The organism is Streptomyces sp. NPDC026659 (genome assembly GCF_040638245.1).
GTDB lineage: Bacteria > Actinomycetota > Actinomycetes > Streptomycetales > Streptomycetaceae > Streptomyces.
The window spans coordinates 348,646-368,542 of the sequence record NZ_JBEZXY010000005.1 but is presented as its reverse complement, the minus strand read 5'-3'; the positions used below and the strand labels follow the sequence as shown (position 1 = coordinate 368,542).

The following is a 19,897-nucleotide window of genomic DNA, read 5'->3' as shown; positions in this document are numbered from 1 at the left end:
GTGCGGCGGCCGAGGCGGCCGAGCCTGCCGAGACCGGTGAGGCGGGTGGGCTGGTCGAGCCCGCCGAGGCGCGTGCGGCGGCCGAGGGCGGCACGTCCACCGGACCCGGCGCGTCCGCCGAGGACGACAGCTCCACCGAGGCCGACGGCTCCGCCGCGTCCGTCACGCCGCTCGAACAGGCCCTGCACGCCGCCCGCGCCCTCGTCCTCGCCGACCTGATGGCCAGCGAGGTCGCCGAGGCCGACGTGGTCTCGCTGGTGGAGGAATCCCTGTCCCAGCGGCGCTGGTGGGTCGAGCAGTGGCCGGAGGGCGCCGACTTCCTGGCCGGGCTCGTCGCCCAGGACGTCCAGGACGCGCTGCTGGAACGGCAGGGCCGCTGGCCCCTGTGCCCGTCGTGCGGCTCGGGCGACCCGCACGCCCTGGACGTCGAACCCGAGCTGGGCCCCGACCCGCACTGGGTCTGCCACGAGGCGGGCATCGACGTGGCACCGGTGGGCCACCTGGGGCACGCCCTGGGCGGGAACACCCCGGCGTGAGGGTCGGTACGGCCGCGGTCCATCCCGCGAGGCGCCCGTGACCGTCTACATAGACCCGCCCACCTGGCCCGGACACGGCCGTCTGTGGTCCCACCTGGTCAGCGACGCGTCGTACGACGAACTCCACGACTTCGCCGCCCGCCTCGGCGTCCCCCGCCGCGCCTTCGAACGCGACCACTACGACCTCCCCTCCCACCGCTACGCCGACGCGGTCGCCGCGGGCGCGGTGGAGGTCCGCAGCCGCGAGGTCGTACGGCTGCTGCTGGCGGCGGGGCTGCGGCGGCGGAAGGGGAGCGGGTCGCGGCTGCCGTGAGGGGCGCGCGGGGTTCCGGGTCACGTGGGGAAGCGGGGCCGGAGTCACGCGAGCGGGGCGCGGTGCCATGAGAGGCGCTCGCGGAGCCGGGGTCACGCGTGGAAGCAGGTCCGCCGATGGGTCGACGCCGACCGCAGGCAGACCCGGGCCGCCGTGACGTCCCGCGCGGCGACCATCGGCGTCGGCACCATCCGCTCGGTGTCGAAGGCCCGCACCACGACCGCGTGGGGCGTCGACCCCTCCGACGGCACGGAGACGCGCAGCTCGTCCCCGACCCCGGAGTGCCAGACGACGGCCCACACCGCCCCGCACGCCCGGCTGTACCGGATCTTCACCCACGTGCCCTCGGGGGTGCTGTGCGCGGAGACATCGCGGCTGGACGGGCCGCACAGCAGGGGGCTGCGACCGGCACAGCCGTCGCCGTGACAGCGGGGAGCCGTATCCGGTGCGGCGGCCCGCTGTCCGCCGCCGGACACGCCCCACACCACGCCCCCCACCAGGCCCCACACCACGCCCGCCAGTACGCCTGCCGCCGCCAGGGCAACGGCCAGGAAGGTCAACGCCGTTCGGGTCTTCCCGGGAGCCGGGGTGTCGAACTGCCGAGGGGTTTCCCCGGCTTCGGGCGGTGCTGCCGGGCTGTTCGGCGGGGTCTTCGCCGGTGTCGCGGTGAACGCCCGTCCGCTCCAGGCGAGTTCCGCCAGCTCCCACAACGCCAGCATCCGCTGCGGTCGTTGACCGGCCAGCTCGCTCAACTCCTGGACGGCATGGCGTGGGGGCAGCGCCTTGCCGTTGAGGTAACGCTCCCAGGAGGAACGGCTGTACGCCGTGCGCTGCGCGAGCGCGGTCATGCTCAGACCCGTGTGCGCACGCAGGCCGCGCAGCTCCTCCGCCAGCCGTGCGCACTCCGGCGTCCGTGCCGGGTCCGGCTGCCGTCGCCCGGTCACTTGCGCAGCACTCCCCAGGTGTGCGCGCCGACGATGCCGTCGACGGCCAGGGGAGGTTGGCCGTGGCCGGTGTCCAGCCGGTGCTCGGTCTGGAAGCGTTTGACGGCGCTCTCGGTGGCCGGCCCGTAGATCCCGTCGATGTCGCCCGGGCTGAACCCGCGTTCCCTCAGCAGGCATTGGATCTCCATCACCGGCCGGCCCCGGGACGACACCTGGTACTCGCCGTCGGACGCGGCGCTGTACCCGGCCGTCAGGAGACCGTCCACGCGGTGGACGTGACAGGGGTAAGTCCTGCCGGGCATCCAGGAGTTCGCGGTGGCGGAGGTGGTGGCGCGCGAGTCGTCCCGCCAGGGGGACACGGCCAGGAGCACGGCACCGGCGAGGGCCACCACGAGGGCGGCGGCGATGAGTACGGCCGGGTGTGGCCGCCGTCGGGCGGGGTGCGGCGGCTCCGCGGCGGGTGGTTCCGTGTCGGGCGGCGCCGACTCGGCCGTACGTGCCGAAGTGGGCGGCGGGCCGGCCGTACCCGGCGCCTCGTCCTGCCGTCGCTCCGGCTCGGCTGTCTCATGGAGCACCAGCAGCGTCGCGGGGTCGGCGTCGCACGCCCGGGCCAGTTCCTCGATCGCGGCGTGCGGGGGTATCGCTCTGCCGTTGAGGTAACGCGCCCAGGAGGACCGGCTGTAACCCGTCTTGTTCTCCAGCGCGTGGAGACTGAGCCCGCTGCGGTCCTTCAGCTCTCGCAACCGGACGATCAGCTGCCGCGAGAGCGGGTCGAGCGAGTCGGGCAGCTCTTTCCAACGCGGCATGTTTCCCCCGTGCGCGTCGAGTTCCCGTGGGGCCGCGACCCCCGTTCAGCCGATGATGGCAGCCGGTGCTCCGGGCGCCGTCGGCATCGCGCCATCCGCCACCCGGACGAGTGTCCTCACCGAACGGGGTTGCCGGTGCGGCTCGGCCGTCCCGCGAAAGTGTCAACGGCGACTGGGAAACCGCAGGTCAGTGGTGGTGTCGTCCCGGGATGGGGTCATCCGGTGAGCAGCCCTGGCCGCCGCGGCCGCCGCCCGCCCACAGTGGTGCTGCCGGCCGGGTGCCGCGGCCCGACTCGACGAGCGGCCGCCGGGCGCCGTACCGGCGGTCCGGGCGCGTCTCGCGCCGGACGACCTTCCACGCACCACGAGGAGAGATCATGCGACCGAACGCCGTGACGAGGGCGCTCGTCACCGCCGCCGCCCTCGCCGGGCTCGCCACCGGGGGACTCGCGGAGGCGGCCTCCGCGCTGGCCGCGCCCACCGCGCCCGCCGCGTCCGCCGCGTCCGCCGCGACGACGGTGAACTCCCAGCAGACCGCCGCACGGGCGGTGAACAACCTCGGCCTGAGCGCCGCCGAGGCCAAGGACGTGCAGCGCTGGCTGAAGCGCGCCGGCTGGGGCTACCAGGGCGCGATCGACGGCCAGTTGGGCCCCGCCAGCTGGAAGGCCCTGCAGCGCTTCCTGCGGTACAACAAGTATTACTCGGGCCCGGTCGACGGCATCGTCGGCACCGGCACGGTGAAGGGAATCCAGCACGCGCTGAAGGCCCTCCACTTCTACAGCGGCGGCATCGACGGGATCGCCGGTCCGAAGACCAGGGCGGGCTTCAAGAAGCTCGCGCACGCGGCCAGGGGCTGGTAGCCCGGCGGGAGCTGCGGCACCGGTCCGGGCGGAGCAGCGCCGCCGGGCCGGTGCCCGCGCGTGTGACCAAGTGGGCCAGGAGTTACGGCTGTTCCTCGTTGACGTACAGCAGCAGGTCGTCCGCCATGCCGTGCAGCTCGCGCGCCTCCTGCACCTCCTCGGGCGTCGCCGGGCGGAAACCGGCGCGGGTGAGGACACGTTGGGAGGGGGCGTTCTCGGGCTCGACGGTGGCGGTCACCGTGTGCACGTCGGCGCGGGCCAGCGCCCAGTCGGTGAGGGCGCGGGCGGCCTCCGTGGCGTAGCCGTGGCCACGGGCGCCCGGGACGACGTCGTAGCCGATCTCGACGCGGCCGTACGTGTCCGGCGGGCCGTGGAAGCCGATGCCGCCGACGGCGCGGCCGTCTTCGGTGCGTACGAGCGCGAAGATGCCGAACTCGGGCCGGAGCAGGCCCGCTTCGTACGCCTTGACCAGGAAACCGGCGGCGTCCCGCGTGCCCTCGTACGGGCCGCCGCCCAGCCAGTCGAGGCCGCCGTCGCCGCCGAGGCGCAGGTCGCGGGCGGCGGCGGGGCGTACGCCGGTCAGGGTGAGGCGTTCGGCGGGGATGGCGAGGTTGTTGCGCCAGCGCCACGCGGTGACCGGCGGGCGGCCGGGCAGCTCGCCCCGGCCGGTGGCCCACAGCAGGGTCGGCCAGGCGTCCGGGCCGGGCTGGACGTGCGGGAAGAGCCAGTTCAGGACGGCGTCGGCGAGGCCGTCGGCGGGCTCGTACGGCAGGCCGAGGCCCTGGGCGATGTCATGGGTGTGCAGCAGGACCTCGGCGATGCCCATCGCGGCGAAGCCCTCGCGGTCGGCGCTGCCGAAGGGGTGCGGGTGGTACGCGCGGGCGCCGGGCGGCGCGGTCGTGACGGTGGCGGCGAGCAGGGCGCCGGTCGTCTCGATCACGTGCAGCAGCCCGGCGTTGTCCGTGCCGGGCTCCAGGACCAGCTCGAAGGGGACGTAGGCGTCGCGCGCGCCCCCGGCCAGGTTGGCGGCGTAGGCCACGAGGTCGTCCGCGACGTGCACGGCGGTGGTGTGGCAGTCCCAGTCCAGGCCGCCCGCCGGCACGGCGCTCCAGTCGCGGTCCACCGCCGGGCGCAGCGCCGCCACGCATCCGGCGACTGCCTCGGTGACCCGTTCCCCGTTCATCGGTCGCATGGGGCGAACCCTAGGGTGCCGGGCGGGTCAGGTCGACAGCATTTCGAGCTCGCCGCCGAGGTTGTAGCGGGCGGTGGCCTCCCAGTGCTCCTGCCCGTAGGGGGTGTGGAACAGCTTCGGCAGGTCGAGCAGTTGGCGCAGCACGGCCGAACGCCCCTCGCGGAACGCGTCGTTGGGGACGAAGTGGTACTCGTCGCGGATCTCGGCGGTGTACGCGGCGTACGCGGACGGCGGCGAGGCGAGAATCGCCAGGTCGGCGTCGCACAGCACCTGGCCGTTCCGGTCGTCCCCGGCCGGATCGTGACCGGTGGTGAGCCGTACGAGACGGGCCACCTCGGCGGTCTTCTCCTCGCTCAACCCGGCCTCGGTCAGCGCCCGTTCGGCCAGCCGCGCCGACCGCTCCTCGTTCTCCGAGCGGTCCGGCAGATACACGGCGTCGTGGAACCAGGCGGCCAGCCGGACGAGGTCCGGGTCGTCGGCGTACTCCGCGAGGAGGTCCACACGGTCGAGTACGGCGGCGAGGTGGTCGAGGGTGTGGTACTTGCGCTGGGGCTCCTGCCAGCGGGTGAGGAGGTTGTCGGCGTAGGGGGTGGGGTCGGGAGCGGTCTCGGGGGTGGCGTCGGGGGTGCCCTGGGGGGCGCGGGCGGCTTCGAGGGCGCGGGTGAAGCGGGTGCGGAGGGCGTCGGGGTCGGCCATGGGGTGATTCTCTCGTGGCGAGCCGTCACCCGTGGCGGGCCGTCACCCATGGGGAGCCGGGTTTCACACTGGGTGGCGGTGTCGAACACCCCCGGGACCGGCGTGGTTACAGCGAGGTGTCCTTCCGACGTACCCTGAGATTGGACTAGACCTGTGCCCGGCTCGGGGGCCGTCGACGGAAGGTGTCGCATGAGTGAGCGTGCAGTCCTGGAGGTGATCGCCCTCGACGTCGAGGACGCGGTGGCCGCTCAGGCCGGAGGCGCGGACCGGCTGGAGCTGGTCACGGAGATGGCGGCCGACGGGCTCACCCCGGCGCCCGCCGTCGTCGCCGCGATCCGGGACGCCGTCGCGATCGACCTGCGCGTGATGCTGCGACTGTCGGACGGCTTCGCGGCCGGTGACGTGGAGCGGCTGGTCGGGGTCGCCGGTGAGCTGCGGGAGGCGGGCGCCGACCAGTTCGTGCTCGGCTTCCTCGATCCCGTGGGGGACGTGGACCTGGCCGCCGTGGAACGCGTCGTCGGCGCGCTCGACGGCAGCCCCTGGACCTTCCACCGCGCCATCGACCGCGCCGCCGACCGGGACGCCCTGCGCAAGACCCTGTCGGGGTTGCCCGGACTCGACACCTACCTCACGGCAGGCGCCCCCGGAGGGGTCGACGACGGCCTCGACACGCTGATCGCGGAGGCCGCGCACACCGGCCGCCCCGGCTACGAGCCCCGCATCATGGTCGGCGGCGGCCTCCGCCTCGACCACGTCCCCCGCCTGCGCGCCGCCGGCGTCGACGCCTTCCACATCGGCGGCGCGGCGCGCCCCGAGGGCTGGCAGGGTCCGGTCTCGGCGGAGGCGGTGGCCCGGTGGCGGGCCGAGCTGGACGGGGAGACGGCGCAGATCGGCCCGGCTGCGAGCCGGGCAGGCAACTGACCTGTCGGTTCGCTGACTTCGGCTACTTGTCCGCCGCGTCCAGTGGCCGGAGACACAGCACCGTCACGCCGTCCGCGCTGTACCCCGGGTCCGCCAGATAGTCCCCGGGGCCGCACTCGTCGTCCGACTGGTAGAGCACGCGGTACTGCGCGGCGGAGGAGTCGCAGGGCACCGCGCTGAGGTCCTGGTCGGTGACCGTGCCGTCGTTGTGGACACAGGAACCGGCCGTCAGCGGCTGCGGCCTGCCCGAGTCCGACACCGCGCCGACGATCAGCAGCAGCGGTACGGCGAGGAGCAGCAGGGACAGCAGGCCGAGCGGGATCAGCGCCAGCATGCCCTGCGGTCGCCGGAACACCGGGCGCCCCGGGTCCAGCGGGGGACGCGGGCCGTACGCGACCGGCTCCGGCAGCTTCTTGATGCGGGACAGCGCGCCGAGGTTGATCAGCAGCACGAACGGCGTGATGACGGCCGACAGCGGCCCCCACCACCCCGCCACCAGCGTGTTCGCCTGCATGTCCCGGAACGTGGCCAGCGCGCACGGACGGCAGAGCACCCCCTGCCGCCGCAGCGACCGCATGATCACGACCATGCCCTGATGACCCCGGACGGTCACCTGCGCGGCAGGCGCGGCCCCGCACACCTGACAGACACCCTGACCCGCCCCGCAGGGGGAGGGCGGCGCCGGGTACGCGGCCTGTCCGGGGACACCCTGATACGGACCCGGGGGCTGGGGCTGCGGGTACGGGGGCGGGGCGGCCACGTGCGCGTACGGGTCGGGGGTCTGCGGGTACGGCTGCCTCGGCTGATGCGGGTACGGCTGTCCCGGTTGCGGCTGATACGGCCCCGGCGCCTGCCCGTACGGACCCGCCGTCCCCGGCGCCTGTGCGTACGGCCCCGGCACCCCCGGATACCCGTAGGGGCCGGGCGTACCCCCGGCCGGCGCACCTCCCGGCCCGTGCGGATACGGCTGCGGAGCGGGGGAGGCGGGAGGCGGCGAGCTCAACGGGGGCCCTTCTGCAAAGAGACGGCGTGACGCGACAGGCTCGGCAACCCTATCCAGCCAGTTGCGCGGGCAGCGCGGCCGTGTGCGTGACGATCAGGCCCGACACCGCACGGGTCAGGGCGACGTAGAGCCGCCGCAGCCCGGTGCGTTCGTCCGGCTCGCCGTCCACCACGGCCTGCGGCTCGTCCAGGACGACGTAGTCGTACTCGAGTCCCTTGGCCAGCGAGGCCGGTACGAGGGTCAGCCGCGTCTCGCGGGTGGTCTCCTCGCCCGGCGCGAGGAAGCCGATCCCGGCCGCCGTCAGCGCCTCCGCGAGCGCGGGGATGCGGGCGTCGGCCGCGATGAGACCGGTCGAGCCCTCGTTGCGCAGCAACTCCTCGCAGGCCGCGACCACTTCGTCCGCACCCTCGGCCGGACGCACCTCGAAGAAGCCCGGGTTCTCACGCACCGAGGCGACCGGTGTGAGACCGGGCGCGATGTGCGGCAACAACCGGGAGGCGTACGTGATCACGTCCGTCGGCACACGGAAACCGGCCGTCAGCTCCTCGATCACCCCGTCCGCCTTGCCGAGATGACCCAGCGCCTCCGCCCAACTCCGCGTCGCCCACGGGGTGGTGCCCTGCGCCAGGTCGCCGAGGACGGTCGCGGAACCGGTGGTGCAACGGCGGCCGACGGCCCGGTACTGCATGGGGGACAGGTCCTGCGCCTCGTCCACCACGACATGGCCGAGCGAGGGCGTGCGCTGGATCAGATCGGCCGCCTCGTCCACCAACACGGCATCGGCGGCAGACCACTTGGCGGACTTCACGCTGCGCACCGGCTTCGCCCAGTGGATCGCCTTCTGCTCGTCCTCGTCCAGGACGCCCGCCGCGTGCTCGGCGAGGAACGCCTCGTCGGTCAGCAGCCGCAGCACCAGCTTCGCCGGATCGACCTGAGGCCAGACCGACTTGACGGCCGCCTTGACCGCGCTGTTGCGCGCGACCGAGTCCTGCACCCGATCGTCCGGGGCCTCACCGGACCGCTCCATCTGCACCAGCACCGCGTGCGCGATCCGCTGCGGCAGCGCCTCGCGCGCGGCGCCGTAGCGGATGTCCCGCGCCAGCAACTCCCGGACGATCTCCTCCAGTTCGTACGCCGCGACCCGCCAGCGCCGCGAGCCGCGTACGACGAGCACCTGCTCGGTGGGCATCGACACGTGGGAGTACAGCGCCCGGCGCAGCACCTCGGCCAGCCGGGCGTCGCCCTTGATCACGGCCGCGCGCGAGTCGTCCGTACCGCGCACCTCCACCTGCGCGACCAGGTCGTCCACGGTGGCCTGCTGCACGGTCAACTCACCCAGCGCGGGCAGCACTTGCTCGATGTAGTGGAGGAAGGACCGGTTCGGCCCGATGACCAGCGTGCCGGTGCGGGCCAGGCGTTCCCGGTGGGCGTAGAGCAGGTAGGCCACGCGGTGCAGGCCGACGGCGGTCTTGCCGGTGCCGGGTCCGCCCTGCACACAGACGGTGCCGCCGAGCCCGCTGCGGACGATCTCGTCCTGCTCGGGCTGGATGGTCGCGACGATGTCCCGCATGGGGCCGACACGCGGCCGCTCGATCTCCTGCTGGAGCAGCTTGCTCGTGGCCGCCGCCTCCGCCGGGTCCGACAGATGCTCGTCCTCGTACGCGGTGAGGTCCCCGCCCGTGTAGCCGAAGCGGCGGCGCAGCGCGATGTCCATCGGGTCCTTCCTGGACGCGCGGTAGAACGGCTGCGAGACCGGGGCGCGCCAGTCGATGACCATGGGGTCGCCGTCGGCGTCGTGCACATGCCGTCGCCCGATGTAGAACTGCTCGCCCTCCGCGCCCTCCGCCTGGTCCACACCCGGCGCGTGCAGATAGTCCAGCCGCCCGAAGAACAGCGGCGTGTCGCTGAGGTCGGCCAGCGCCTTGATCCGGTCCTCGATCTGGCGGGCGAGCACCGCGGCGTTGACCCAGTTCGCGGTGACGTCCTTGATGTTCAGCGACTCGGCGTCCTCGCGCATGGCGCGCAGGGCGGTACGGGACGCGGTGAGGTGGGCGCGCTCGCGGTTCAGGGGGTTGGCGGACGGGTGGTGGTCGCCGGGCGTGCCGTGGTCTTCGCGCGCGTCGTGGTCGGCCAGCGGGTCGTGGGCGGTCGCGGACAAGGGTGTGCCTCCGGGTGGGCCTGCTGCGTGGCTGTGACGGTGCCGTCCGGTTGCCGTCCGGACGGCGGCACTCCGAGGTGGAGGCGGGCAAGAGCGGAGATTGTAGAGGGGGTGGTGGGGCGGGGGCCAATGGATATTCGGCTGGTCGGGGGCTGTGTCCCTTAGGGGGTCGAGCCCCGGGGTGGAGGGGTGGATCTCCACCCGTGGGTCCAGAGGAAGGCCCTTGAAGACCCACCCGTGAGCCGATACCACTCCGATGGCCGAAGTCTCACCATGGAGACATGAGCGCAGCAGCCATCCATCCCGTCCATCCGCTTCAGGCCCGGCCGCCGAACGGCGCCACGGCCCTCGCCGGGTCGTCCCACCGGCACCTGCTCGGCGACGCCCTGCGCGCGATCAAGGTCTACGCGCAGGCCGCCTTCGGCGTGGTGATACTCGGGGAGTACGGCGAGGAGGCGGGCGTCGTCCGTCGCGGATGACGCCCTGCCCCTCTTACCCCTCGGCCTACCCCTCGGCCGCCTCCGCGAGGATGTCGTCGGCGTCCGCGATCCGGTAGGCGTACCCCTGCTCGGCGAGGAACCGCTGGCGGTGGGCCGCGAAGTCCTGGTCGATGGTGTCGCGGGCGACGACCGAGTAGAAGTGCGCCCGGTGCCCGTCCGCCTTGGGCCGCAGCACCCGGCCGAGCCGCTGGGCCTCCTCCTGGCGCGAGCCGAAGGTGCCGGACACCTGAATGGCGACGGTGGCCTCGGGCAGGTCGATGGAGAAGTTGGCGACCTTGGAGACCACGAGCACGCTGATCTCGCCCTCGCGGAAGGCGTCGAAGAGCTTCTCGCGCTGGGCGTTCGAGGTCTCGCCCTTGATCACGGGCGCGTTCAGATGCTCGCCCAGCTCGTCCAGCTGGTCGATGTACTGCCCGATCACCAGGATCTGCTGCCCGGCGAACTTGCGCACGATCGCCTCGGTGACCTTCCGCTTGGTCGCGGTGGTCGCACAGAAGCGGTACTTCTCCTCGGTCTCGGCGGTGGCGTAGGCCAGCCGCTCGGAGTCCGTGAGGTTGACGCGGACCTCGACGCAGTCGGCGGGCGCGATGTAGCCCTGCGCCTCGATCTCCTTCCAGGGCGCATCGAACCGCTTGGGCCCGATCAGGGAGAACACGTCCGACTCGCGGCCGTCCTCACGGACCAGCGTAGCGGTCAGCCCGAGCCGTCGGCGCGCCTGGAGGTCGGCGGTGAACTTGAAGACGGGAGCGGGAAGCAGATGGACCTCGTCGTAGAGGATCAGTCCCCAGTCGCGGGAGTCGAAGAGTTCGAGGTGGGGGTAGACGCCCTTCCGCTTGGTCGTCAGCACCTGGTAGGTGGCGATGGTGACCGGCCGGATCTCCTTCTTCGTCCCGCTGTACTCACCGATCTCGTCCTCGGTGAGCGAGGTCCGCCGCACCAGCTCGTGCTTCCACTGGCGGGCGGAGACGGTGTTGGTGACGAGGATCAGGGTGGTCGACTTCGCCTGTGCCATGGCCCCGGCGCCGACCAGCGTCTTTCCGGCACCGCAGGGCAGCACGACGACACCGCTGCCGCCGTGCCAGAAGTTCTCCACGGCCTGCTTCTGGTACGGCCGGAGCGCCCAGCCGTCCTCGTCCAGGTCGATGGGGTGCGCCTCGCCGTCCACGTACCCGGCGAGGTCCTCGGCCGGCCAGCCCAGCTTGAGCAGGGTCTGCTTGATCTGGCCGCGCTCGGAGGGGTGCACGGCGACCGTGTCCGGGTCGATGCGGGCGCCGACCAGCGGGGCGATCCGCTTGGACTTCAGCACCTCCTCCAGGACCGGCCGGTCGGTGGTGGAGAGCACGAGCCCGTGCGCGGGGTGCTTGGTGAGGGTGAGCCTGCCGTACCGGTCCATCGTCTCGGCGATGTCCACCAGCAGGGCGTGCGGCACCGGATACCGGCTGTACTGCACCAGCGCGTCCACGACCTGTTCGGCGTCGTGCCCGGCGGCCCGCGCGTTCCACAGGCCGAGCGGGGTCACCCGGTAGGTGTGGATGTGCTCGGGCGCCCGCTCCAGCTCGGCGAAGGGCGCGATGGAGCGACGGCATTCGTCGGCCCGCTCGTGGTCGACCTCGAGGAGCAGAGTTTTGTCGGACTGGACGATCAGCGGACCGTTCACCTGATGACTTCCTTCCGCACGGCCAAACCTCCAGTGTGCCCGATGCGTGAAGGAAGCGGGTCAGTCCTCCGCCAGCTCGGCCACTCCCGTGATCCGGTGCAGGGGATAGGTGCGGACCTCGTCGGCCGTGTGGTCGTACGCGGTCACGAAGCCGCCCTCGACACGGACCGGGGCGACGACGCGCTGGCTGGCGGCGCCCTCGGCGTTGACGTAGCCGATCCACACGGTGTCGCCGGTGAGGACGGCGGCCTGCAGGGTGGCCAGGGTGTCGGCCTGGGTGGTGCGGGGCAGCTCGCCGCCGGCGAGTTCGGTGCCGGTGCTCTTGCGCGGGGCGGTCGCGGCCAGGTCGCCCGCGCGGATCGCGCGGATCGCCGCCGTCAGCAGCGTGGCGTCCGGCGGTGGCGGGCCGTCCGGCACCGGGTCGGGCGCGGTGCGCGGCGGGGTGCGGTGGGCATCGGCGCGGGCGATCAGCACATCGCCGTCGGCGGACTCGGCGGCGGGGGCGTAGCCCATCGAGCGCAGCCCCTCCAGGAGGGTGCCGGGATCGCACGGGGCGGCCAGCACGGTTGGGGCGAGGCGGCGCAGGCGCAGGGCGGCGGCGCGCTTGTCGGCCAGGATCTCGTTCAGCACGGCGTCGTCGTCGCAGCGGACGTAGGACGAGGCGGCGCCGACCCGGAGGTGGCCGTGGCGGCGGGCCACGTCGTCGATCAGATAGGCGAGCGGTTGCGGAACGGGGGTGCGGGAGTGCTCGGCGAGGAAGGCGTGCAGGCCGACGGCGGTCTGCCCGGCGTCAAGGGCCCGGCGCACCGAGCCGGGGGTGAAGCGGTACACGGTCGCGCCGCCCTTGGACTCCACGTCCGCGAGCACCCCGAGCACGTCCGCGAGGGGCCGTCGCAGCGGGCCGGGCGCCACCGCCGTCAGGTCGGCCTGGAGCAGCACGTGGTCGAGGGGTTCGGGAAGGAGCGGAGCGAGCAGCCGGGCGGCGGCCGAGGTGGCGGCGGCCTGTTCGGCGGGGGAGAGGGGGGCGAAGGGGCCGGGATCGGTGTCGGAGTCCGGTTCCGGGGCTGTGCCACTCGCGCCGGGACCGGGGGCCGTCGCCGTGGCTGCCGTGCCGGAGCCGGGATGTCCGGAGCCGGGGTGCCCGGAGCCGGTCTCGGGGCCCGGGTGGCCGGAAGCGCTCACCGCGTCCGCCGTGTCCACCCCGTGTGCCCGCCCCTCCGAGCCCAGCAGCGCGCGGCCCTGGCCGGAGAGGGCGCCCCGGCCCGTGACGCCGAGGGCCTCGGACTCCGTGAGGGTCCAGCGGGCGAGCCGGGTGCGCAGGTCCTCGGTGCTGTCGCGCTGCGGGCCGCGCAGGGGCCGTTCCCAGCTCAGCCGGGCGAGCACCGCCTCGGCGGACGGCGCGCCGCCCTCCGGGAGCCCGGCGAGCAGGGTCAGCACCCGGTGCCGTACTTCGGGCGCGGCCGAGCGGTCGAGGCCCGGGCCGAGCGCGGAGAGCGTGCGGTCCTTGGCGTCCCGGCCGCCGATCAGCCCCGACGTGCGGGTGGCCGTCAGCCAGGTCCCGGCGAGGTGGGCCCAGCGCTCGGCCGGGGGCAGCTCCAGCCAGGTGTCGTAGGCGGGGGTGGGGGCGTAGCGCTCGTCGGCCTGGCCGTCGGAGGCGAGGAGACCGGCGGCATACGCCAGCTCGACCCAGAACGCGGCGACGGGTTCGGACAGGTCGAGGGCGACGGCGGTGCGCTTGAGGTCGCGCTGGCTGAGGCCGCCCGCGCGCAGGACGGCGGGGCCGCCCTGGTGCCAGGACTTCAGCAGCTCCTCGACGGTGGCGAGGGCGGTGAAAGCCTGTCCGGCGGCGGTGGCGTCGACGACCCGCGGGCTGTGGGCGGCGGCCGGTTCGACGGCGGGCGGCAGCGGTTCGGGCGCCCGGTGCGCGCGGCCCCCGCGCAGATGCAGGGCGACCTCGCGGGGCAGCACGACGGTTCCGGGCGTGGTCGGCAGCAGCAGCCCCCGGTCGAGCAGCCAGCGCAGATGGAGCGCCGGATCGGCGGTGACCTGGCCGTACGGCGGCCCCCACATCAGCCGCGACAGCACCTCGCGGGCGGCTTCCGGGGCCCCGTCGAGCAGCTCGTCCATCTTCGCGCGGTCGGTGAAGAGGGCGGTCAGGGCGGTGACGGCGGACACCGAGTCATGGGTGGAGCGGAGCCCTGCGGTGGCGACGATCTCCTGCATCCGCCCCGGCGACATGCCCGAGGTGGCCTCCCGCACGGTCGGGCCGAGCCCGGTCGGGGAGGGGTGCTGGGCGGAGGGGGCGAGCAGCTCGCGGGCGGTGCGCACCAGGCGCAGCCGGTCGTCGTCGCCCCAGACCAGCGCCTGCTCGCGCAGCGAGGCGACGGTACGGGGCAGCGCGTCGGCGACGGCCGCGTCCCCGCCGTCCCCGGCCAGCAGCCCGAGCAGGGTGTCGTACGACGCCGGGTCCGGGGCGACGGCCAGGGCCTGGGCGGTCTGGAGGGCGAACCGGTCCAGCCGTTCCAGGGCGCGCAGCACCGAGGCGCGGGTACCGGCGCGGGTGGCCAGCTGCGTCAGGTCGCTGGGCACGGGGGTGATGAGGTCGGGTCGGCCACGCAGCAGCGCGGCCAGCGAGGCGTCGTCCCGCGCGCGGAGTGCCTCCGCGAGGGACCGGGGGGTTGAGGGGGCCTCGGGGCTCATCTGACCCACGGTAGCGGCTCCGCTCCCGCCCGGCTGCGGCCCCCCGACACCGTGCCCGAGCCGGTACGTCCCGGTGACCGCCACTCTGCGCTACCTTCCTCACGGGGTTTCACCGCCGCTGCCCCGGAGGGGTTCCGTTGGGGATCGAGAGCGACCAGGTCGTCTACGAGTATCTGAGCCGCGTCGGAGACGTCGCGCAGCAGCGGCAGTTGCCGTCCGCGACGCGGATGCGGCTGGTGTCCGAGCTGCGCAACGAGATCGACCGGTACCGGGCGAGTACGACGGTGGACTCGCCCGCCGCCGTCCGCCGCATCCTGGACCGGCTCGGCAGCCCGGACGAGGTGGTGGCGTCGGCGGGTGGTGCCGGGAGTGTCCCGCCGTGGCTGGCCACGGCGGTGCCGCCGCAGCGCGACCCCGATCCGGAGCCGCCGAAACGCCCCAAGGGGCTGAAGTCCCTGCGCGGCACGTTCCCCTCTCCGCGACCGTCCGCCCCCGAGACGCAGGCCCCCTCTCCGCCCCACCTCGCGTCGGCCGACGAACTCGGGGACTCCGTCACCCGCCCGGACTGGTGGCGCGTCGACAACAGCCCCTTCGGCGCGGCCGCGGCCGACTCCGTACCGGGGTTCGTCGGCGGGGTGGAGATCCCGGAGCTGCTCAAGCGGCCCCCGAAGGAGGCGGAGCGCGAGCCCGAGGCGCCCCCGGAGGAACCCCCCGTCGAACCGGAGCCCGCCCCCCGCGCCCGTTTCCTCCGCCTGCTCCCGCGCCGCCCTGCCACTGGCTGGACCAACCCCCTCCTCCTGCTCGCGGCCGCCGCGCTGGTGGCCGGGGCGGTCCTCGGCAACTGGTTCGTCCTCCTCCTCGGCTGGCTCATCGCCTACGGCTCCCGCCGCCTCACCCCCGCCGAGACCAAATGGGCCGTCATGATCATCCCCGCCCTCTCGGCAGCCGGGGGCATCCTCTGGCTCTGGGGGCGCAACACCGGTCACTGGGGTGATCCCCTCCCCTCCGACCACATGTCCGGCGCCATCACGGACACGTGGCCGTGGGTGGTGCGGGGGGCGGCCGTGGCGTCGGCGGTGTTCCTGCTGTGGCGCTCGCAGCGGCAGCGGTGAGCCGTCCGGCGGTTCGCGGAGGGATACGGCGAGGCCGGAATACGGCGCGGCGGGAATCGGGGGCGGCTCGTCCGGGGTGGGCGCCGGGCGGGCTGGGCGCCGGGGCCCCGCACGGGCCCGCCCCAGGGTGTCCGCGTCCTGGCTGATGACCAGGTGGCGGCCGCCCGGAGGGCACCCGGCACAATGGCCCGATGACTGCGCGCCCCGTCCCCGTCCTCACCGTCGGCTTCGATCTCGACATGACGCTCATCGACTCGAGGCCGGGGATTCGGGCGTGTTACCTCGCGCTGTCCGAGCGGACGGGTGTGTACGTCGACGCCGATCTCGCGGTGACGCGGCTCGGGCCGCCGCTGGCGGAGGAGCTGGCGAACTGGTTCCCGGCCGAGCGGGTGCCGGAGGTGGCGGATCTGTACCGGGAGATGTATCCGGAGTACGCCGTCGCCGCGACGCCCGCCATGGCCGGGGCGCGCGAGGCGATCGAGGCGGTGCGGGCGGCCGGGGGCCGGACGATGGTGGTGACCGCCAAGTACGAGCCGAACGCCAAGCTCCACCTCGCCCACCTCGGTATCGAGCCGGACGTGGTGGTCGGTGACCTGTGGGCCGAACAGAAGGCGGAGGCGCTCCGCGAGTACGGCGCGGGGGTGTACGTCGGCGACCACGTCGGTGACGTCCGCGGCGCCCACGCCGCCGACGCCCTCTCGGTCGCCCTGACCACGGGCCCCTGCGACCACGAGGAACTGACAGCGGCGGGCGCGGACATCGTCCTCCTCGACCTGCACGCGTTCCCCGCGTGGCTGGAGTCCCACCTGGAGTCGCGGCACGGCTGAGCCGACCCCTCCGGGCGGGGTGCGGTGCGTGGGCCGGGTATGACCGAGCCCCGGGGTTTCGTCCCCGGCCTGAGCAACCCTGCGATGATCGCCGGACTTACGCCCCAGACGTGAGTGACTTGGCAGCGTTCTCGGCGCTGAGCTTCCGGGCCCGGCTTCCTCGGTTTGTGCGCCCAGCTTGTGCGCCCAGCGGTGACTGCCGGGTTCACGCCAGGGTCCGCGTATCGGGCGTGAGCCACCCCGCGGTGATTTCGGCTTGAGCGACACCGTGCCCGCGCCAAATCCCGTCCTTGAGCCCGGCCCTGAACGCTCCCGCACCCGAGCAATCCCGCAGCCGAACTCCCATGCCTGAACGATCCCCAGCCAGGTTCGAACTCCGCCGGAGCCCGCCTCAAACCCCCCGCCCGAACCCGGCTCAAAACCGAGCCGAACTCAACTCCGGCCCAGCTCAAAACCCCACGCCCGAGCCCAGCTCAAACCGCGCGGAACCCCAACCCGGCCCAGCCCAAACGGCACGCCGAACCTCACGCCGAACCCCACCCCGGCCCGAGCACCCCCACTCCCGACCCGGAGTCAAAAACACCCCCACCGGCCAAGGCCTAGCGCAGCGCCCTCGCCTGCCTGCGCCCCGCCGACACCGACCGCAGCACCCCCGCGCCGGCCGTCAGGAAACCGACCGCCATGAGCATGCTGAGGCCGAACATGTAGGTCGGAAAGGGTTTGGCGCCGAGAAAGAGGGGGGCCACCGTGACCAGCGTGGCCAGGGCGCCGAGGAAGAACACGATGACTCCGGCGCGGATCAGTCCGTCACCGGGCCCGGCGGAATTCGTTTGGGTTTTGTCACGCACCGGACCAGGGTAGTTCCCCCCGCGAGGGAACAACCGGGCGACGTCTTGTCAGCCGCTCACAGACCATTAGCCTTGGTGTCGGCGGGTCAGGGTCGACCCGCTCCACTGCTATCCAGAGCAGTTTCCGAGCAGTTTTCCGACGAGTACGAGGACGAGGACAGACGTGCCTACCGGCAAGGTCAAGTGGTTCAACAGTGAGAAGGGCTTCGGCTTTCTCTCCCGCGACGACGGCGGTGACGTCTTCGTGCATTCCTCGGTTCTCCCCGCCGGAGTCGATTCACTCAAGCCGGGACAGCGCGTGGAGTTCGGAGTCGTCGCCGGTCAGCGCGGGGACCAGGCGCTTTCCGTGACCGTTCTGGAGCCCACCCCGTCCGTCGCCGCCGCCCAGCGCAAGAAGCCGGACGAGCTGGCCTCGATCGTGCAGGACCTGACGACCCTTCTCGAGAAGATCACCCCGCAGCTGGAGGGCGGCCGTTACCCGGAGCGCACTGCGGGCAAGCGCATCGCCGGCCTCCTGCGCGCGGTCGCGGACCAGCTCGACGTCTGACCTCCAGGACCCCGGCACCTCGACGCCGGAACCCCCTCCCGGACGCCCGACCCCGTCGGACGTCCACCCCGTAGCCGCCTCCCAGCGAAGCGAGGTCCTACGGAAACGCCAGCGCCCCCGGCCCGAGCGGCGGTACGAGTCCCTCGGCCGCCGCTCGGGTCAGCAGGCCGCGGATCGCCGCGTACCCGTCCTCACCGAGGTCGGCGGTGAACTCGTTGACGTAGAGCCCGATGTGCTGGTCCGCCACCGCCGGGTCCATCTCCTGGGCGTGCGCCATGACGTACGGCCGGGAGACCTCCGGGTCGTCCCACGCGGCCCGGACGGAACCGCGGATGGCGTCCGCGAGGCCCCGCAGGGTCTCCGCGCCCAGCGACCGCTTGGCGATGATCGCGCCGAGCGGGATCGGCAGTCCCGTGGTCAGCTCCCAGTGCTCGCCCATGTCGGCGAGCTTGTGCAGCCCGTAGTCCTGGTAGGTGAACCGCGCCTCGTGGATGACGAGTCCGGCGTCCACCTTGCCGTCCCGCACGGCGGGCATGATCTCGTGGAACGGCATGACCACGATCTCCCCGACCCCACCGGGCAGGGTGTCGGCGGCCCAGAGCCGGAACAGCATGTACGCCGTCGAGCGCTCGCTCGGCACCGCGACCGTACGCCCGGTGAGGTCGGCGCCGGCCTCCCGCGTCAGCACCAGCGGACCGCAGCCCCGGCCCAGCGCGCCGCCGCAGGGCAGCAGGGCGTACTCGTCGAGGACGTACGGCAGGACGGCGTACGACACCTTCAGCACGTCGTACTCGCCGCGCTCGGCCATGCCGTTGGTGATGTCGATGTCCGCGAAGGTCACGTCCAGCGCGGGGGCGCCGGGGACGCGGCCGTGGGCGAGGGCGTCGAAGACGAAGGTGTCGTTGGGGCAGGGCGAGTACGCGATCTGCAGCGGCTCGCCGGCCGTCAGGGGCCCGGTCGTCGGGGATTCACTGGTCATGCGGGTTCCAACTCTCCAGGACGGGCGCGATCTTCCCGAAGCCCTCGGTGAGGGCGGCGAGCGCGTCGCCGATGCGCCAGGCGGCGCGGTCGCGCGGGCCGACCGGGTTGGACACCGCGCGGATCTCCAGCACCGGCACACCGTGCGCGGCGGCGGCCTCGGCCACCCCGAAGCCTTCCATGCCCTCGGCCAGCGCGCGCGGATGACGGGCGCGCAGCTCGGCGGCGCGTTCGGCGGTGCCGGTGACCGTGGAGACGGTCAGGACGGTGCCGGGGCGCGCGCCGGTGGCCTCGGTGATCGCTCGTACGGCTGATTCCGGCGGCACGTGGTTGACGGTGCCGAAGCCGAGTTCGGTGACCGGCAGGAAGCCGTCGGCGGTCTCGGCGCCCAGGTCGGCGACGGTGATCGCGTCCGCGACGACCAGTGAGCCGACGGGGGCCTCCGGCTGGAAGCCGCCGCCGATCCCGGCCGAGACGACCAGCCGGTACGGCGTGCCCGCGAGGGCGGCCGCGGTGAGCGCGGTGGCGGTGGAGGCGGCGGCGAGCGCGGGGCCCACCCCGGCGGCCAGCAGATCGCACCCGGCGGCCGTACGGAACACGGACACGCCCGGCAGCCGGAGTTCCCCGGCGGTGCCCGCGAACGCCCGTGCCACCGCGTCCCGTTCGGCGGGGACGGCGGTGACTACGAGCACGCGGGCGTTCATGGCGGGAACCGGGGTCAGGAGTCGGACTTCTTGACCTTGAAGCTCCACAGGCCCTTGGCGGCGGTCTCGCCCATCTGGACGGACACGGTGTTCGTGTTGCCCTGGGTGCCGTACTGGGCGTTGAAGAACGCGCTGCTGGGGATGGTGCGGTAGGTCTTCTTGCTGGCGTCGGTGAACTGGCGGCCGTTCACCAGCAGGGTCCAGCCCTCGTCCGCGATCTTCGGGTCGACGCCGATGCGGACCGTGCTGTCCTGGTCCACGTCGATCGACTTGATGTCGCCGGCCTTCTTGGCGCACTTCGCCAGGGACTGTGCGTCGAGCGCCTTGCCGTCGTTCCAGCAGACGGCCTCGGAGTTGACCGAGCTGTCGCCGACGGTCACCGTCGCGACGGGCGTCGGCTTGTCACAGGCCGACAGGACGAGCAGTCCGGCGGAAACGGCACCGGCGACGGCGACGGCGCGGCGGCGTCGCGAGCGGGATTGCAGCGAGGTCATGGCCGAAGGCTATCGGGCACCCCGGCGGTGACCCCCACGTGGGGTACGGCGTGCCCGGTTCGTTACGACGACGGCGCCGACCGGGACGGCCCGCGGAGTGC

General features: G+C 73.6%; 20 protein-coding genes. 8 read left to right on the top strand and 12 right to left on the bottom strand.

Annotation, left to right across the window (positions count from 1 at the left end):
- The first annotated feature begins 182 nt into the window (after positions 1 to 182).
- Positions 183 to 536 (top strand): hypothetical protein, encoded by a 354-nt coding sequence (locus AB0E91_RS15800; RefSeq protein WP_361781348.1) that lies wholly within the window; start codon positions 183 to 185, stop codon positions 534 to 536.
- A gap of 37 nt (positions 537 to 573) precedes the next feature.
- Positions 574 to 849 (top strand): DUF4031 domain-containing protein, encoded by a 276-nt coding sequence (locus AB0E91_RS15795; protein WP_361780995.1) that lies wholly within the window; start codon positions 574 to 576, stop codon positions 847 to 849.
- A gap of 92 nt (positions 850 to 941) precedes the next feature.
- Here AB0E91_RS15795 and AB0E91_RS15790 read toward each other — a convergent pair whose 3' ends face one another.
- Together AB0E91_RS15790 and AB0E91_RS15785 are read right to left on the bottom strand one after the other, a co-directional pair.
- The gene (locus AB0E91_RS15790) at positions 942 to 1,793 is read right to left on the bottom strand and encodes a DUF2690 domain-containing protein (protein WP_361780992.1); all 852 of its coding nucleotides are present in this window, start codon (positions 1,791 to 1,793) and stop codon (positions 942 to 944) included.
- Entirely contained in the window at positions 1,790 to 2,599 is an 810-nt protein-coding gene (locus AB0E91_RS15785; RefSeq protein WP_361780989.1) for a helix-turn-helix domain-containing protein, read from the bottom strand. Before AB0E91_RS15785 ends, AB0E91_RS15790 begins: the two co-directional genes overlap by 4 nt.
- 377 nt (positions 2,600 to 2,976) lie before the next feature.
- On the opposite strand from AB0E91_RS15785, the gene AB0E91_RS15780 reads away from it, so the two are divergent.
- Positions 2,977 to 3,459 (top strand): peptidoglycan-binding domain-containing protein, encoded by a 483-nt coding sequence (locus tag AB0E91_RS15780; RefSeq protein ID WP_361780986.1) that lies wholly within the window; start codon positions 2,977 to 2,979, stop codon positions 3,457 to 3,459.
- 82 nt (positions 3,460 to 3,541) lie between these two features.
- On the opposite strand, the gene AB0E91_RS15775 is transcribed toward AB0E91_RS15780, so the two are convergent.
- Together AB0E91_RS15775 and AB0E91_RS15770 are read right to left on the bottom strand one after the other, a co-directional pair.
- Complete coding sequence (locus AB0E91_RS15775) at positions 3,542 to 4,651, bottom strand: GNAT family N-acetyltransferase (protein ID WP_361780983.1); 1,110 nt, start codon at positions 4,649 to 4,651, stop codon at positions 3,542 to 3,544.
- A 27-nt stretch (positions 4,652 to 4,678) separates the two neighbouring features.
- Positions 4,679 to 5,347: an HD domain-containing protein gene (locus tag AB0E91_RS15770; protein WP_361780980.1), complete on the bottom strand. Its 669-nt coding sequence runs from the start codon at positions 5,345 to 5,347 to the stop codon at positions 4,679 to 4,681.
- A gap of 189 nt (positions 5,348 to 5,536) precedes the next feature.
- Between AB0E91_RS15770 and AB0E91_RS15765 the strand changes: the two genes are divergently transcribed.
- Complete coding sequence (locus AB0E91_RS15765; RefSeq protein ID WP_361780977.1) at positions 5,537 to 6,268, top strand: copper homeostasis protein CutC; 732 nt, start codon at positions 5,537 to 5,539, stop codon at positions 6,266 to 6,268.
- A 22-nt stretch (positions 6,269 to 6,290) separates the two neighbouring features.
- Here the strand turns inward: AB0E91_RS15765 and AB0E91_RS15760 are convergent, their stop codons facing one another.
- Both AB0E91_RS15760 and AB0E91_RS15755 read right to left on the bottom strand, forming a co-directional pair.
- Complete coding sequence (locus tag AB0E91_RS15760; protein WP_361780974.1) at positions 6,291 to 6,857, bottom strand: hypothetical protein; 567 nt, start codon at positions 6,855 to 6,857, stop codon at positions 6,291 to 6,293.
- 463 nt (positions 6,858 to 7,320) lie between these two features.
- Positions 7,321 to 9,288 (bottom strand): UvrD-helicase domain-containing protein, encoded by a 1,968-nt coding sequence (locus AB0E91_RS15755; protein ID WP_361781345.1) that lies wholly within the window; start codon positions 9,286 to 9,288, stop codon positions 7,321 to 7,323.
- Positions 9,289 to 9,710: 422 nt separating this feature from the next.
- On the opposite strand from AB0E91_RS15755, the gene AB0E91_RS15750 reads away from it, so the two are divergent.
- On the top strand, positions 9,711 to 9,908 hold the full coding sequence (locus AB0E91_RS15750) for a hypothetical protein (protein WP_361780971.1): 198 nt from the start codon (positions 9,711 to 9,713) through the stop codon (positions 9,906 to 9,908).
- A 25-nt stretch (positions 9,909 to 9,933) separates the two neighbouring features.
- Here the strand turns inward: AB0E91_RS15750 and AB0E91_RS15745 are convergent, their stop codons facing one another.
- Together AB0E91_RS15745 and AB0E91_RS15740 are read right to left on the bottom strand one after the other, a co-directional pair.
- Positions 9,934 to 11,586: a DNA repair helicase XPB gene (locus AB0E91_RS15745; RefSeq protein WP_361780968.1), complete on the bottom strand. Its 1,653-nt coding sequence runs from the start codon at positions 11,584 to 11,586 to the stop codon at positions 9,934 to 9,936.
- Between the two features lie 60 nt (positions 11,587 to 11,646).
- Positions 11,647 to 14,286 carry a helicase C-terminal domain-containing protein gene (locus AB0E91_RS15740; RefSeq protein ID WP_361780965.1) on the bottom strand — a complete coding sequence of 880 codons (2,640 nt, stop codon included), beginning with the start codon at positions 14,284 to 14,286 and terminating at the stop codon, positions 11,647 to 11,649.
- Between the two features lie 137 nt (positions 14,287 to 14,423).
- Between AB0E91_RS15740 and AB0E91_RS15735 the strand changes: the two genes are divergently transcribed.
- A complete protein-coding gene (locus tag AB0E91_RS15735; RefSeq protein ID WP_361780962.1) occupies positions 14,424 to 15,398 on the top strand; it encodes a hypothetical protein in 975 nt (324 codons plus the stop codon).
- A 191-nt stretch (positions 15,399 to 15,589) separates the two neighbouring features.
- Positions 15,590 to 16,225 (top strand): haloacid dehalogenase-like hydrolase, encoded by a 636-nt coding sequence (locus AB0E91_RS15730; protein ID WP_361780959.1) that lies wholly within the window; start codon positions 15,590 to 15,592, stop codon positions 16,223 to 16,225.
- A gap of 599 nt (positions 16,226 to 16,824) precedes the next feature.
- Here AB0E91_RS15730 and AB0E91_RS15725 read toward each other — a convergent pair.
- Positions 16,825 to 17,073: a hypothetical protein gene (locus AB0E91_RS15725; protein ID WP_161179064.1), complete on the bottom strand. Its 249-nt coding sequence runs from the start codon at positions 17,071 to 17,073 to the stop codon at positions 16,825 to 16,827.
- Positions 17,074 to 17,236: 163 nt separating this feature from the next.
- Here AB0E91_RS15725 and AB0E91_RS15720 point away from each other — a divergent pair, with 163 nt between their 5' ends.
- A complete protein-coding gene (locus AB0E91_RS15720; RefSeq protein WP_018548331.1) occupies positions 17,237 to 17,620 on the top strand; it encodes a cold shock domain-containing protein in 384 nt (127 codons plus the stop codon).
- Between the two features lie 97 nt (positions 17,621 to 17,717).
- On the opposite strand, the gene AB0E91_RS15715 is transcribed toward AB0E91_RS15720, so the two are convergent.
- From AB0E91_RS15715 to AB0E91_RS15705, 3 genes are read right to left on the bottom strand one after another with little or no spacing between them, the layout of a single operon-like run.
- The gene (locus AB0E91_RS15715; protein ID WP_361780954.1) at positions 17,718 to 18,599 is read right to left on the bottom strand and encodes a 1,4-dihydroxy-6-naphthoate synthase; all 882 of its coding nucleotides are present in this window, start codon (positions 18,597 to 18,599) and stop codon (positions 17,718 to 17,720) included.
- Entirely contained in the window at positions 18,589 to 19,302 is a 714-nt protein-coding gene (locus tag AB0E91_RS15710) for a futalosine hydrolase (RefSeq protein WP_361780951.1), read from the bottom strand. The genes AB0E91_RS15715 and AB0E91_RS15710 overlap by 11 nt, the downstream gene beginning before the upstream one ends.
- A 14-nt stretch (positions 19,303 to 19,316) precedes the next feature.
- Positions 19,317 to 19,796: a DUF2771 domain-containing protein gene (locus AB0E91_RS15705; RefSeq protein WP_161179062.1), complete on the bottom strand. Its 480-nt coding sequence runs from the start codon at positions 19,794 to 19,796 to the stop codon at positions 19,317 to 19,319.
- Between the last annotated feature and the right edge of the window lie 101 nt (positions 19,797 to 19,897).

Coding starts and splice junctions, on each gene's coding strand:
- AB0E91_RS15775 (WP_361780983.1), bottom strand. CDS start 4,651: ATGCGACCGATGAACGGGGAACGGGTCACCGAGGCAGTCGCCGGATGC.
- AB0E91_RS15750 (WP_361780971.1), top strand. CDS start 9,711: ATGAGCGCAGCAGCCATCCATCCCGTCCATCCGCTTCAGGCCCGGCCG.
- AB0E91_RS15715 (WP_361780954.1), bottom strand. CDS start 18,599: ATGACCAGTGAATCCCCGACGACCGGGCCCCTGACGGCCGGCGAGCCG.
- AB0E91_RS15780 (WP_361780986.1), top strand. CDS start 2,977: ATGCGACCGAACGCCGTGACGAGGGCGCTCGTCACCGCCGCCGCCCTC.
- AB0E91_RS15760 (WP_361780974.1), bottom strand. CDS start 6,857: ATGGTCGTGATCATGCGGTCGCTGCGGCGGCAGGGGGTGCTCTGCCGT.
- AB0E91_RS15705 (WP_161179062.1), bottom strand. CDS start 19,796: ATGACCTCGCTGCAATCCCGCTCGCGACGCCGCCGCGCCGTCGCCGTC.
- AB0E91_RS15730 (WP_361780959.1), top strand. CDS start 15,590: ATGACTGCGCGCCCCGTCCCCGTCCTCACCGTCGGCTTCGATCTCGAC.
- AB0E91_RS15785 (WP_361780989.1), bottom strand. CDS start 2,599: ATGCCGCGTTGGAAAGAGCTGCCCGACTCGCTCGACCCGCTCTCGCGG.
- AB0E91_RS15765 (WP_361780977.1), top strand. CDS start 5,537: ATGAGTGAGCGTGCAGTCCTGGAGGTGATCGCCCTCGACGTCGAGGAC.
- AB0E91_RS15740 (WP_361780965.1), bottom strand. CDS start 14,286: ATGAGCCCCGAGGCCCCCTCAACCCCCCGGTCCCTCGCGGAGGCACTC.
- AB0E91_RS15710 (WP_361780951.1), bottom strand. CDS start 19,302: ATGAACGCCCGCGTGCTCGTAGTCACCGCCGTCCCCGCCGAACGGGAC.
- AB0E91_RS15770 (WP_361780980.1), bottom strand. CDS start 5,347: ATGGCCGACCCCGACGCCCTCCGCACCCGCTTCACCCGCGCCCTCGAA.
- AB0E91_RS15755 (WP_361781345.1), bottom strand. CDS start 9,288: ATGCGCGAGGACGCCGAGTCGCTGAACATCAAGGACGTCACCGCGAAC.